The organism is Xanthobacter autotrophicus (assembly GCF_005871085.1).
GTDB classification, from domain to species: domain Bacteria; phylum Pseudomonadota; class Alphaproteobacteria; order Rhizobiales; family Xanthobacteraceae; genus Xanthobacter; species Xanthobacter autotrophicus.
The window spans coordinates 66,560-79,032 of record NZ_VAUP01000042.1 but is presented as its reverse complement, the minus strand read 5'-3'; the positions used below and the strand labels follow the sequence as shown (position 1 = coordinate 79,032).

14 protein-coding genes are annotated in these 12,473 nt (G+C 68.1%); 10 read left to right on the top strand and 4 right to left on the bottom strand.

From position 1 onward, the window contains the following. The first annotated feature begins 1 nt into the window (after nt 1). The 4 genes from FBQ73_RS22060 (at nt 2) to FBQ73_RS22045 (ending at nt 4,270) form a co-directional block, all read left to right on the top strand. Nucleotides 2-1,465 (top strand): GntP family permease, encoded by a 1,464-nt coding sequence (locus FBQ73_RS22060; RefSeq protein WP_138401645.1) that lies wholly within the window; start codon nt 2-4, stop codon nt 1,463-1,465. A 166-nt stretch (nt 1,466-1,631) separates the two neighbouring features. Continuing rightward, entirely contained in the window at nt 1,632-2,840 is a 1,209-nt protein-coding gene (gene gltS, locus FBQ73_RS22055; protein WP_138401644.1) for a sodium/glutamate symporter, read from the top strand. A gap of 495 nt (nt 2,841-3,335) precedes the next feature. Continuing rightward, complete coding sequence (fldA, locus tag FBQ73_RS22050) at nt 3,336-3,818, top strand: flavodoxin FldA (protein ID WP_138401643.1); 483 nt, start codon at nt 3,336-3,338, stop codon at nt 3,816-3,818. Then, nucleotides 3,797-4,270 carry a DUF2023 family protein gene (locus tag FBQ73_RS22045; RefSeq protein WP_246089909.1) on the top strand — a complete coding sequence of 158 codons (474 nt, stop codon included), beginning with the start codon at nt 3,797-3,799 and terminating at the stop codon, nt 4,268-4,270. The genes fldA and FBQ73_RS22045 overlap by 22 nt, the downstream gene beginning before the upstream one ends. Before the next feature lie 7 nt (nt 4,271-4,277). Here FBQ73_RS22045 and FBQ73_RS22040 read toward each other — a convergent pair whose 3' ends face one another. Beyond that, nucleotides 4,278-4,643 carry a hypothetical protein gene (locus FBQ73_RS22040; RefSeq protein WP_138401642.1) on the bottom strand — a complete coding sequence of 122 codons (366 nt, stop codon included), beginning with the start codon at nt 4,641-4,643 and terminating at the stop codon, nt 4,278-4,280. A 260-nt stretch (nt 4,644-4,903) separates the two neighbouring features. On the opposite strand from FBQ73_RS22040, the gene FBQ73_RS22035 reads away from it, so the two are divergent. The 3 genes from FBQ73_RS22035 to FBQ73_RS22025 all read left to right on the top strand — a co-directional run bounded on the left by FBQ73_RS22035 (nt 4,904) and on the right by FBQ73_RS22025 (nt 7,866). Further along, the gene (locus tag FBQ73_RS22035) at nt 4,904-5,653 is read left to right on the top strand and encodes a transaldolase family protein (RefSeq protein WP_138401641.1); all 750 of its coding nucleotides are present in this window, start codon (nt 4,904-4,906) and stop codon (nt 5,651-5,653) included. A gap of 147 nt (nt 5,654-5,800) precedes the next feature. Then, a complete protein-coding gene (locus FBQ73_RS22030) occupies nt 5,801-7,105 on the top strand; it encodes a Ppx/GppA phosphatase family protein (RefSeq protein ID WP_246089906.1) in 1,305 nt (434 codons plus the stop codon). Next, nucleotides 7,102-7,866: an RlmE family RNA methyltransferase gene (locus tag FBQ73_RS22025; RefSeq protein WP_138401639.1), complete on the top strand. Its 765-nt coding sequence runs from the start codon at nt 7,102-7,104 to the stop codon at nt 7,864-7,866. The genes FBQ73_RS22030 and FBQ73_RS22025 overlap by 4 nt, the downstream gene beginning before the upstream one ends. Here the strand turns inward: FBQ73_RS22025 and FBQ73_RS22020 are convergent. Then, complete coding sequence (locus tag FBQ73_RS22020) at nt 7,860-9,299, bottom strand: MFS transporter (protein ID WP_210236864.1); 1,440 nt, start codon at nt 9,297-9,299, stop codon at nt 7,860-7,862. The genes FBQ73_RS22025 and FBQ73_RS22020 overlap by 7 nt on opposite strands. A gap of 264 nt (nt 9,300-9,563) precedes the next feature. Between FBQ73_RS22020 and FBQ73_RS22015 the strand changes: the two genes are divergently transcribed. Continuing rightward, the gene (locus FBQ73_RS22015; protein WP_138401638.1) at nt 9,564-9,815 is read left to right on the top strand and encodes a hypothetical protein; all 252 of its coding nucleotides are present in this window, start codon (nt 9,564-9,566) and stop codon (nt 9,813-9,815) included. Between the two features lie 69 nt (nt 9,816-9,884). Here FBQ73_RS22015 and FBQ73_RS22010 read toward each other — a convergent pair whose 3' ends face one another. Further along, entirely contained in the window at nt 9,885-10,910 is a 1,026-nt protein-coding gene (locus FBQ73_RS22010) for an NAD(P)H-quinone oxidoreductase (RefSeq protein ID WP_138401637.1), read from the bottom strand. A 261-nt stretch (nt 10,911-11,171) separates the two neighbouring features. Here FBQ73_RS22010 and FBQ73_RS22005 point away from each other — a divergent pair, with 261 nt between their 5' ends. Then, nucleotides 11,172-11,354 carry a DUF1192 domain-containing protein gene (locus FBQ73_RS22005; protein ID WP_246089904.1) on the top strand — a complete coding sequence of 61 codons (183 nt, stop codon included), beginning with the start codon at nt 11,172-11,174 and terminating at the stop codon, nt 11,352-11,354. A gap of 339 nt (nt 11,355-11,693) precedes the next feature. Next, nucleotides 11,694-12,056, top strand: coding sequence for a hypothetical protein (locus FBQ73_RS22000; protein ID WP_170219019.1), 363 nt, complete (start codon nt 11,694-11,696; stop codon nt 12,054-12,056). A gap of 111 nt (nt 12,057-12,167) precedes the next feature. Here the strand turns inward: FBQ73_RS22000 and rpmE are convergent, their stop codons facing one another. Further along, the gene (gene rpmE / locus FBQ73_RS21995) at nt 12,168-12,392 is read right to left on the bottom strand and encodes a 50S ribosomal protein L31 (RefSeq protein ID WP_012112862.1); all 225 of its coding nucleotides are present in this window, start codon (nt 12,390-12,392) and stop codon (nt 12,168-12,170) included. Nucleotides 12,393-12,473 lie beyond the last annotated feature (81 nt).

Below are 12,473 nucleotides of genomic sequence, written 5' to 3'. Positions count from 1 at the left end.
CATGGGTCTCATCGGCATCCTGGTCGGCCTTGCCGTCCTCATCTTCCTGGCCTTCCGGGGCTCCAGCATCCTCATCCTCGCGCCCATCGCGGGGCTGATCGCGGCCGCCTTCTCCGGTGAGCCGCTGCTGGCGAGCTGGACCCAGACCTTCATGCGCAACGCTGCGGATTTCGTCGCGCAGTTCTTCCCGCTGTTCCTGCTCGGGGCGCTGTTCGGCAAGCTGATGGAGGATTCCGGCTCGGTCACCTCCATTGCCAATACCATGACACAGAAGCTCGGGCCGCAGCGGGCCATCCTCGCCGTGGTGCTGGCGGGCGCCATCGTCACCTATGGCGGCGTCAGCCTGTTCGTCGCCTTCTTCGTGCTCGCGCCCATGGGCGTCGCCCTGTTCCGCTCGTCCGGCGTGCCGCGGCGGCTGATGCCGGCGGCCATCGCGCTCGGCACCTCCACCTTCACCATGTCGGCCATGCCCGGCACGCCCTCCATCCAGAACGCCATTCCCATGCCGTTCTTCGGCACCACGCCGTTCGCGGCGCCGGGCCTCGGCATCATCGCCTCGCTGGTCATGCTGGGCTTCGGCATGTGGTGGCTGAAGCTGCGGGAGAACGCGGCGCGGGCCAAGGGCGAGGGCTTCGGCGCGCTGATCGCGGCGCCCGACGAATCCGCCGAGCTGGCCGCCGATGATCCGCTGGTGCGCGAGCGGGCGACCACCGCCGGCGCGTTCGACCCCTCCGAGATCCATTCGAGCGACGAGGCGGCCCGGCAGCCGCCCATCCTGCTCGCGGCCCTGCCGATCATCGTGGTGATCGTGGTCAACCTTCTGATGTCCTTCGCCATCCTGCCGCGCATGGACACCGCCTTCCTCGCCACCGACCAGTGGGGCAACACCAGCCTCTCGGCGGTGGGCGGGGTGTGGTCGGTGATCGTGGCGCTCACCGCCGCCATCATCACGGTGATCGTCATCAACTTCCGCAGCGTGCCGGAACTGCGCGCCACCATGACGGCCGGCGCCAACGCCTCGGTGCTGCCCATCATGTCGGTGGCGAGCCTCGTGGGCTTCGGCGCCATCGTCGCCTCGCTGCCGGCCTTCATGGAGGTGCGCAACTGGGTGTTGTCCATCCAGGGCGGGCCGCTGGTGTCGCTGGCGGTGGCCACCAACATCCTTGCCGCGCTCACCGGCTCGGCCTCCGGCGGCCTCACCATCGCCCTCGATGCGCTCGGTCCCACCTACATGAAGATCGCAGCCGAGATCGGCATGGACCCGGCGCTGATGCACCGCGTCGCCGTCATCGGCTCCGGCACCCTCGACAGCCTGCCCCACAACGGCGCGGTGGTGACGCTGTTGTCGGTGTGCGGCATCACCCACAAGGAGGGCTATCTCGACATCGTCATGGCGGCGGTGGTGGGCGCGCTCATCGCCCTTGCCGTGGTGATCGGGCTCGGCACCCTTGTCGGCAGTTTCTGAGGCGATGAAGCGGCCGCTGGCCATGGGTAGCGGTGCCATTCTCACCACCACATCTGCCGGGGTGGAAGGCTTTGTGCTTTCCGCCCCGCGCGGCTAGAGCATATCGGCGGCGGTCGGGCCGCCGCCCAATGAAACCATCACACCAGCCGGAACTGCGGGGGAAGACATGCCAGCCACCTTTGAGGTCTCGGGCTTCCTCACCTTCACCCTCGCCATCGTGGTGTATTTCATCGGCGCCGGCCTCAACGGCGTGATCGCCCCGCTGCGCCGCTGGAACATTCCAGAGGCGGTGACCGGCGGCCTGCTCGCCGCCGTGGTGACACTGTTGTGCTATCGCGTGCTCGGCCTTGCCATCTCGTTTGATCTCGCCGCGCGCGACATGCTGCTGCTGTATTTCTTCACCGGCATCGGCCTCAACGCGCGGGTGTCGGACCTGGCGCTCGGCGGGCGGCCGCTGCTCATCCTGCTGGGGCTCACCGTGGTCTATCTCGGGCTCCAGAACGCCGTGGCCATCGGCGGCACCAAGGCGCTGGGGCTGCCGGACGGCCTCGCACCGCTGCTCGGCTCGGTGTCGCTCATCGGCGGGCACGGCACCACCATCGCCTGGGCGCCGGCGATCTCCGAGCGCTTCGGCCTGCCCAACGCCCTGGAAGTGGGCATCGCCAGCGCCACCCTGGGCCTCGTCATCGCCAGCCTCGTGGGCGGGCCGGTGGCGGGCATTCTCATCAGCCGCTTCAAGCTGCGCAGCGACGAGATCCTGGCCCCCATGGTGGGCCTGCCCGACGACGACGTGGGGCCGGACGCCGGCAAGGTGACCTACCGCAACATCCTGAGCGCGCTGCTGGTGCTCAACGTGGTGATCCTCACCGCCTATTCGCTGGAAGGGCTGGTGGAGAAGACCGGCATCAAGCTGCCCCTGTTCGTGGTGTGCCTGCTGGTGGCCATCGTCCTCACCAACACGCTGCCCCATGCCATGCCGCGCATGGCGTGGCCGGCGCGCACCCCGGCGCTGGCGCTCATCTCCGACCTGTCGCTGAAGATCTTCCTCGCCATGTCGCTCATGAGCATGCAGCTGTGGACGCTGGGCGGGCTCGGGCCGGCGCTGGCGGTGGTGCTCGGCCTGCAGACGCTGGTGGCGGTGCTCTACATCCTTTTCGTGGTGTTCCCGGCCATGGGGCGCGACTATCAGGCGGCGGTGCTGGCGGCCGGCTTCACCGGCATCAGCCTGGGGGCGACGCCCACCGCCATCGCCAATATGACGGCGGTGACGCGCACCCACGGGCCGGCGCCCATCGCCTTCATCATCCTGCCGCTGGTGTCGGCCTTCTTCATCGACATCGCCAACGCCCTCGCCATCGGCTTCATGCTGCGCTGAGGGCGGTCGCGTCCGGACGCGGTGGGGTAGCGCGCGCCTCATAGCCGTTTGGACATTCGGAAGGGCATACCCGCGCTCGCGCCTGTCATGCCCGGGCTTGTCCCGGGCATCCGCTCCCGGGCATCCGCGCAGAACCGCTTGGGAAGGCATCCGAAAGCCCCTCCTGGCCTTCCCGCGTGGATGGCCGGGACAAGCCCGGCCATGACGGCGCATGCAGCGCCGAAGAGGGCTGCAGGCGCCGATCCGGGCGGTCTTCAAAGACTGCGCTCATTCACATCAGAATAAATCGAAACTGAAGATCGATTTGTAATAATTCTCGATCGTTCGTTTTCAATACAACATATGGGTACGCTGAATTTTTCGATTATTCAATCCGTGAATATCCTCTGTTGTTGAGCTAAATTCGTATGGCTAGCATTTGTTTGCAAGTTGGGGTGCCGATGCCAGTCAGCATTCCGTTTTCAGATTTGAATCACTCCATAAAGAGACAAGTCCATGATTGTCACGGTGATCTTCGGCTCCGATGGCGGAGCCACGAAAGGGGTCGCGTCCAAGATTTCAAAGAAATGCCAGGGCCGTTCGGTGGACATCAAGACCGCGACCAAGGCCGATTTCGAGAATAGCGATCTCCTCATCCTCGGCTCGCCCACCTATGGCGACGGAACATTGCAGACCGACTGGGAAGAGAACATCGACAAGCTGCGCAGCGCCAACCTGAAGGGCAGGAAGGTGGCGCTGTTCGGCACCGGGGACCAGGAGAGCTATCCCACCTCCTTCGTCGATGCCATCGGCATCCTCTACGACGAGGTGACGGACCTCGGCGCGGTAGTGGTCGGGTTCACCGACACCGCCGGCTACGACTATGTGGGCTCCACGGCGGAGCGGGACGGCCAGTTCGTCGGCCTCGCCCTCGATCTCGATACGCAATCCGGCCTGACGGACAAACGGGTGACGGCATGGCTCAGCAAGCTGCTCTAGGCCCCGGCATGGACGTGCCGGTGGATGCGTCCCTCGCGGAGGAGGCCCTGTGGCCTCCGTCCCCGGCTGCCGCCGTCGCGGAGGGCTGCGCCGCTCCGGTGATGCGACTGTTCCAGCATCATGTCTACGAATACGGGCGGGGCGTGCGCGCCCTGTTCCTGATGACGCTCTGCCGCGCCGAGCTGCCGCTGGTGCTGGCGCGGCTCGGGCGCCACGGCATCGACCATTTCGTGCAGGAGGTGAGCCCGGTGAAGGTGAACCTCTTCTTCGGCCGCCCGGCCTTCGTGGCGGTGGCGCGGGCGGTGGTCACCCGGCCGCTCAACACGCTGACGGCGGAAGAGGATTTCATGCTCGGCACCCTGCTCGGCTACGACAAGGAGCAGCAGTGCCGGCGCTACCTCGGCCGGTCCGGGCGCGCCCAGCCGGAAGAGGTCGCCCTCGCGGCGGAATAGGGCGGGCTCAGCGGGCGCCTTCGCTCTCGGCGTAGCGGGTGGCCAGCGGCAGGGAGGCGGTGGCGAGGAAGGAGCGGTAGCGGCGCCTGGCATCCATGGCGGTGCCGTTGTCGGCGATGGCGGCTTCCTGCAGTTCGGCGAGCGCCCAGGGGGTGGGTTCCACCGGGATGGCGACGATCTCGGGCGCGGCGCGCGAGGTGATCTCGATCACGTCGTGGGGGGTGAGCGCCTGGAGGGCGTGGGTGGCAAGCTGGCGCTGATAGGCGCGCCGCTCGGGCGAAAGCTCGTCCCACGGCTCCAGCAGGGGATAGCGCTGCCGGGAGAAAGCGTGCATCGCGCGCGCCATGCGCTCCACCATGTCGGTTGCCACCATCCCCGCCTCTCAACGCCTGACAAACTGAAGCCCGGGACCCCGGATGGAAGGCAGCATGCCAGACGCCCCTTTCCCGGAAGTTGCCGGGCGGGCCAACCTTCCGACATGGTCAATGGAAGGTTAATGCCCATGGCCGTTGGGGCGGCGCCTGCGTCATCGCGCTGCCGCACGGGCCGGCGATTATCGGCCCGCCTTGCATTGCGGCGGCGTCGGCCGCTGCACTAGGATGCGGGCCGAAACGGGATCAAGGGAGTAAAAGCATGTCCGTGAAGCTCAGCGACCTGAAGGTGAAGCTGTTCACCGACGGGGCCGACAAGGCGCAGATCGTGGAAATGGCCAAGCAGCCCCACATCGCCGGCTTCACCACCAATCCGTCCCTGCTGCGCAAGGCCGGCGTGACCGATTACGAGGCCTATGCCCGTGATCTCGTCGCCGCCGTGCCGGATCGCCACATCTCGTTCGAGGTGTTCTCCGACGATATCCCGGAAATGCGCGCCCAGGCCCGCGTCATCGCCACCTGGGGCGAGCATGTCCACGTCAAGCTCCCGGTCTCCACCACCCGCGGCGAGACGCTGTACGACCTGGTGCGGGACCTGGTGAATGACGGGGTGAAGGTGAACCTCACCGCCATCTTCGACGTTCCCCAGGTGGAAGAGGGCGTGAAGGCGCTGGCCGGCGGCGCCCCGTCCATCATCTCGGTGTTCGCCGGCCGCCTCGCCGACCTCGGCATCGACTACAAGCCCGCCATCTCGCGGGCGGTGGCTCTGGCCAACGCCACCAACAATGTGGAGGTCATCTGGGCCTCCACCCGCGAAGTGTGGAACGTGATCGAGGCGGACGAACTGGGCTGCCACATCATCACCGCCCCCGCCGACGTGCTGAAGAAGCTGCCGGCGCTGGGCTCGCGCACCGCCGCCGAGCTGTCCCTCGACGCGGTGAAAGCCTTCCGCGCCGATGCACTGGCCGCCGGCCTCACCCTGGACCTGAAGGGTCGCGCCGCCGCCGAGTGACCTTTTTCGGGGCACTGCCTTCGTTGGAGGCAGGCCCCGGCATTGCACACATCGCCCGCGCTGTTACACTGGCAACAAGGCGCAGCCGGCCGCTGACCCAGCGGCAGGCCTGAGCGCATGTTTCCGCCTTGCGGCGAGGGGATGGACATGAGGGACGAGACGCACGGGCCCGTAGCGGGTCCGGGGCAGTCTTGCCGCGAGCGTGCCGTTACGGAAGGCGTAACGGATGCACGTAGCGGGACGACGGGGCCTGCGGCTGCGGCCATTGATCCGGCTGCTGGCTGCGATTCGTCCCGCCCGTTTCCCGCTCCCGACGTGGTGGCCACCGTCGGCCAATCTGCTTCTTCCGATCAGGCACCGCCCTGCGCCGCGTCGACGAGCCCTGACCTCGCCCCTCCGGTGTTCGCGAATCACGCGCCGTATTATGCTGCCGCCCATGCCAGCGCGGTCTATGCCGCCATCGATCTCGGCACCAACAATTGCCGCCTTCTGGTGGCGCGTCCCACGGCCCGCAGCTTCCGGGTGGTGGATGCATTTTCGCGCATCGTCCGCCTCGGCGAGGGGCTGACCGCCACCGGCCGCTTGTGCGACGAGGCCATGAGCCGGGCCGTGGCGGCCCTTGAGGTCTGCGCCGCCAAGATGGACCTGCGCGGCGTCACCCGGGCCCGCATCGTCGCCACCGAAGCCTGCCGCGCCGCCGACAACGGCGCCGAATTCTGCGCCCGGGTGGAAGAGCGCACCGGCCTCCAGCTGGAAGTGGTGGACCGTCGCACCGAGGCGGGGCTCGCCGCCACCGGCTGCGCGCCGCTGGTGGACCCCAGCTGTGACGGCGCCGTGCTGTTCGACATCGGCGGCGGCTCCACCGAGGTGGTGTGGCTGGGTCGGCGCTCGGCGGGGGATGACGGGCCGCCGCGCGCCCGCATCCGCTCGTGGGTGTCGCTGCCAGTGGGCGTGGTCTCCCTGTCCGAGCGGCATGGCGGTGTCCGTGTCTCGCCCGATGTGTTCCATGCCATGGTCAACGAGGTCTGCGGCATGCTGGACGGCGTGCGCCAGAGCTGGGGCGTGCGCGCGCCCGGCCGGCTGCACCTGCTCGGCACCTCCGGCACCGTGACCACGGTGGCCGGCATTCATCTGGGTCTCGACCGCTACGACCGCACCCGGGTGGACGGTGCGTGGCTCGGCGCCAGCCACATCGAGGAGGTGGTGGAGCGCCTCATGTGCATGTCCTTCGAGGAGCGGGTGGCCAATCCCTGCATCGGTGCCCAGCGGGCCGACCTGGTGCTGGCTGGCTGCGCCATCATGGAGGCGGTGCGCCGGGTTTTCCCCGCCGATCGCCTGCGGGTGGCGGACCGGGGCTTGCGCGAGGGCATGTTGGTGCAGTTGATGCGGGCTGACGGCGCCTGGCGGCGCAACCGCCCCGCCGGCACCCCCTCCGGAGACGCACGCGCGTGACCACCCCACCCCGCGGGCCGGACGGCCGGCCTTTGAAAGTGCGCGTGAAAAAATCGCGCGGCCGCACCACGTCCTCCCAGAAATGGCTGCAGCGCCAGCTCAACGATCCCTACGTCGCCCGCGCCAAGCGCGAGGGCTGGCGCTCGCGCGCCGCGTTCAAGCTCATCGAGATGGACGAGAAGGCCCGGCTGCTGAAGCGCGGCATGCGCATCGTGGACCTCGGCGCCGCCCCCGGCGGCTGGAGCCAGGTGGCGGCCAAGAAGATCGGCCTTGAGGAAGGCCTCGGCAAGATCGTCGCCATCGACCTGCTGGAGATCGAGCCCATTCCCGGCGTCGAATTCGCCCAGATGGACTTTCTGACCCCCGACGCGCCGGAACGGCTGATCGCCATGCTGGGCGGGCAGGCCGACCTCGTCATGTCCGACATGGCGGCCAACGCCACCGGCCACAAGAAGACCGACCATCTGCGCATCGTCGGCCTGGTGGAACTGGCGGTGGATTTCGCCCGCCAGGTGCTGGCGCCGGGCGGGACCTTCCTCGCCAAGGTGATCCAGGGCGGCATGGAAGCGACCCTTCTGGCCGACCTTAAGCGCGACTTCACTCAGGTGCGCCATGTGAAGCCGGCCGCCAGCCGTGCCGATTCTGCCGAGCTGTATGTGCTGGCCACCGGCTTCCGGGGCGAGGCGGACCGGGCCGCGACCGATGACGCCGGGACGGATGCGGCTGAGACCCCCGAGGCGCAGGCGCCCCGCGATCAGTGATCCGGCCCCACCTCGCTGCGCGGGTCGGCGAGGTCCGGCTTGCGGCCGGTGAGTTCCGCACCGGCATTCCGGGGCAGGCCGACGAAAAAGGCGAGGCTCGTGAGGCTCACCACCGCCACCACCAGGAAGGCGGCGGCGAAGTCGCCCTGGGTCACCGCCATCTCGCCCCGGTCGGCGCGCATGGTCTCCAGCACGAAACCGGCCAGCGCCACGCCGCAGGATAGCGACACCTGCTGCGCCACGCTGGCGAAGGAGGTGGCCCGGCTCATCTCCTGCGGCTCCACTTCCGCGTAGCTCAGCGCATTGAGCGCGGTGAACTGGAGCGAGCGCAGGAAGCCGCCCACCAGCAGCAGCATCACGATGATCCAATGGGGCGTGAACGGCGTGAAGGCCGCGTTCACCGCGATGAAGCCGGCCGAAAGCACGGCATTGGCAAGCAGCACCCGCTTGTAGCCGAGCCGCCGCAGCAAAGGTGCGGCGGTGAATTTCATGATGAGGGCCCCCGCCGAGGCGGCGAAGGTAAGCATGCCTGAGGCGAAGGGCGACAGGCCGAACGACAGCTGCAGCATCAGCGGCAGCAGGAAGGGCAGGGCGCCGATGCCCACCCGGAACAGCGAGCCGCCCACCACGCCGGCGCGGAACGAGGAATGCCGCAGCAGGTTCAGGTCCAGCACCGCATGGGGCGTGACCCGCGCATGGCGCACATAGAGCCACAGGGCGCCGGCGCCGATTCCGGCCACGGCGAGGGCGGCCCACACCGGTACCAGTTCCTGCCCCAGCACGGCGAAGCCGAAGACGAGGCCGGCAAGCCCGATGCCGGACAGGACGAGGCCCTTCAGGTCCAGCGGCGGTACGTCCTCTTCGCGCACATTCTCGATGAAGCGGGTGGCCAGGAATACCCCCAGCACCCCGATGGGCACGTTGATGAAGAAGATCAGCCGCCAGTCGAAATAGGTGGTGATGAAGCCGCCCAGGGGCGGGCCGAACACTGGCCCGAGTAGGGCGGGAATGGTGAGCCAGGCCAGCGCCGACACCAGCTCCGTCTTCGGCACCGACCGCAGGATGACGAGGCGCCCCACCGGCACCATCATGGCCCCGCCCATGCCCTGGACGATGCGGTAGAGCACGAAATCGGTGAGCGAGGTGGAGAGCCCGCACAGGATCGAGCCGATGGTGAAGATGACGATGGCGGAACGGAACACTGTGCGCGCGCCATAGCGGTCCGCCGCCCAGCCGCTCGCCGGAATGAAGACGGCCAGCGAAAGCAGATAGGAGGTGAGCGCCAGCTTGAGCGCCACCGGGTCTTCCTTGAGATCAGCGGCGATGGCGGGCAGGGAGGTGGCGATGACGGTCGCGTCCACCTGTTCCATGAACAGGGCACAGGCGACGATGAGGGGGATGAGAACCTGCGGCGGCAGCGCGTGGCGCGGCATGTGTGTTTCCGTAGGGTCGCGCCTCGGAGCTGGGCGGCGCGTCGGGTCCAGCGTTCCGAATAGGGGCTTCGTCGGTCGTGATCAACCATCCGCAGGGCCAGCGTTCGGCCCAAGGCACCTTGGGTCAAGCCCGCGCGGCGCCTGAGCGTCACTCACCTGGCATCGGTCAACGACCGATGCCGACAGTCTTATCACGATGCCTTGCGGGGGCGCTGAGCCGCACCATATGGATGCCGAGGCCTTTAAGGAGGGCCTGACGCGACCATGATCTACATTCTCGCCGCTCTGCTTCCGCCGCTCGGCCTGCTGGTGAACGGACAGCCGATTTCGGCCCTCATCAACCTGATCATGATCGTGCCGTGCATCCTGCTCGGCCTGATCTTCCCGCTTCTGTTCCTCGTGCCCTCGGCCCATGCGGTCATCGCCGTGCACATGAAGCGCACGGATCGTCGCCAGCGCCAGGTGCTGGAAGCCATCCAGCGCAGCGGCGTGCCGCCCGCCGATTGGCGGCCCTGAGCGGCGCAACGGTGTCCCCTCCGGCCCAGCCGGAGGGCGACTCGCGTGCCGTGCGTAAGCGGCTCCCCTTCAGTCCACCGTCAGCACGATCTTGCCCACATGCGCGCTCGCATCCATGCGGGCGTGGGCGTCGGCCGCATTGGCCAGCGGGAAGGTCTCGTCCATCACTGGTCGGTACTTGCCGGCGGCGATCAGCGGAAACACCTTTTCCACGATGGCGGCGGCCAGCGCCGCCTTCTCATCCACCGGGCGCGAGCGCAGGGTGGAGCCGGTGTGGGTGAGGCGCTTCAGCATGAGCCGCATGAAGTCCACCTCGGCCTTGGCGCCCTGCTGGAAGGCGATCTGCACGATGCGGCCGTCCATGGCTGCCGCCTCGTAATTCTTCTGGATGTAGGGGCCGCCGATCATGTCCAGGATCACGTTGGCGCCCTTGCCGGCGGTGAAGCTCTTCACCTCGGCGACAAAATCCTGGGTGCGGTAGTTCACCGCCAGATCCGCGCCCAGCGTCACACAGGCGGCGCATTTCTCGTCCGATCCCGCCGTCACCACCACCCGCGCGCCGAAGGCCTTGGCGAGCTGGATGGCCGTGGTGCCGATGCCGCTGGACCCGCCATGCAGCAGCAGGGTCTCGCCCGCCTTCAGCTGGCCGCGCTCGAAGATGTTGCTCCACACGGTGAAGGCGGTTTCCGGCAGAGCCGCCGCCTCGGCGGCGCTCAGGCCCTCGGGGATGGGCAGGGCGGTGGCCTCGTGGGTGGTGCAATATTGCGCATAGCCGCCGCCGGTGACGAGGGCGCACACCCGGTCGCCCACCTTGAAGCGGCTCGCGCCTTCGCCGAGGGCCACCACCGTGCCGGCGATCTCCAGGCCCGGAATGTCGGACGCGCCGGGGGGCGGCGGATAGAGGCCCTTGCGCTGCATCACGTCCGGTCGGTTGATGCCGGCCGCCTCCACCTTCACCAGCAGTTCGCCGGGGGCGGGAGCGGGCACCGGGCGCGTGCCGGGCACCAGCACCTCCGGCCCGCCGGGCGCGGAGATGAGGATGGCGGTCATGGTTTCAGGCAAGGGGGGAGGGGACACGGGGGCAGCGGACGACATGAACGGCTCCGAAAGGACTTCCGAAAGGACTTGCGGCGCGGCGCCTGAGGCGCAGTGTCTTGAGGCGACGGCGCGAGAGGGGAAACCGGCCGGTCCGACTCAATCCGGCTGGTGAAATCCGCCTTCGTCAAAGAGTTGGCAGCTCTTGCGAGCACCCCCTTTTAACCGAAGCGGGGACGGGCAAAATAGGAGAAGGCGGTTCGGACCTGAAGTCCGCACCGCCACGCGAGGCGACAATAGGGAGGGGCGCGCAAGATGCCAATGGACGACGAAGCTTTGCCCCCGCCGCGCGCGCCGCTGGTTGCGGCGGACATCTCACGCCTGTCGGTGGACGAGATCGAGCAGCGCATCGCCGACCTCAAGGCGGAGATCGCGCGCCTGGAGACGGCGCTCACCGCCAAGCTCGCCTCCCGCGCCGCGGCTGACGCCGCTTTCAAATTGTAGGGATGCTGACCGGAGGGGGCAGGGTTTTTAGCGGCCACGCGTTAAGGCGGCCTTAATCCCTGCCTGCCAAACTCCACTTGTCCGCAGCGTTCCTCCCAACACCTGACCGGACATGTGACCGAGTACCTGGACCAAGTACCTGGCAACTCTCCCTGTCAGACTTCGGAGCCGCCGCAAGGCGGCTCTTCTTTGCGCGGGGTGCCCGATATCCCCAGCGCTTTTGGCGCCCGGCCCCTTTACGGGCGTGCCCGCGTTCCGCTTGATGCACGCCCTTGTGTGAGGAGCGCCGACGTGCGGGACCGGGACGGGGCGGCTGCTGCCGTCATCTTCAGCGGAGGTATGGAGACGCTAGCGTCCGCGCAGGCGCGCCTGTCCTCGACCCAACTCGACCCATCTGCTGCCGACGCCTTGCGCCGGCTCGTGCTGGATGCGTCTTCGGCGCTGCTGATGCTCGACATGCTGGGCGACGGCGACATGGCGCCCGAGGCCTTCGGTCGCGAAACCGCGCGGCTTCATCTGGCCCTTCCGGCTGGGCTCGTCGAACGGCTGCCGGCGGCGGCCCGGATCGGGGCGCTGGAACTCGCGACCTTGTGCGGCGCACTCGCAGCGCGCCTTCAGGCCGCTGCGGCCCTGACGACCGCCAGCGCATCGCGCAACGCAAAAAGCCGCGACGGCGGCACGACCGCCCGCGGCTTCAACTGATGATGCGATAAGCTGAACGGCGAAAGGCTTCCCCTGCGCCAGAACGGCAAAGCCGCACCATCTGGCCCTGCGACGCAAATACGCAGGGCCGGATATGGCGGCGGGTGCCGATCAGCCCTTGAGCAGGGCGCCGAACTTGCTCTTGAAGCGGGAAACGCGGCCGCCGCGGTCCATCAGCTGCTGGGTGCCGCCGGTCCACGCGGGATGGGTGCGCGGGTCGATGTCGAGCTGAAGGGTGTCACCCTCCTTGCCGTAGGTCGACCGGGTCGTGTACTCGGAACCGTCCGTCATCACCACCTTGATGAAGTGGTAATCGGGGTGGATGTCGCTCTTCATTGGTTCAATCCTTTATCGCCACGCCGACGCCCTCCCGGGTCCGGCAGCGTCAATTTCGGTTCCTGACGGAAGTGGCGGGTC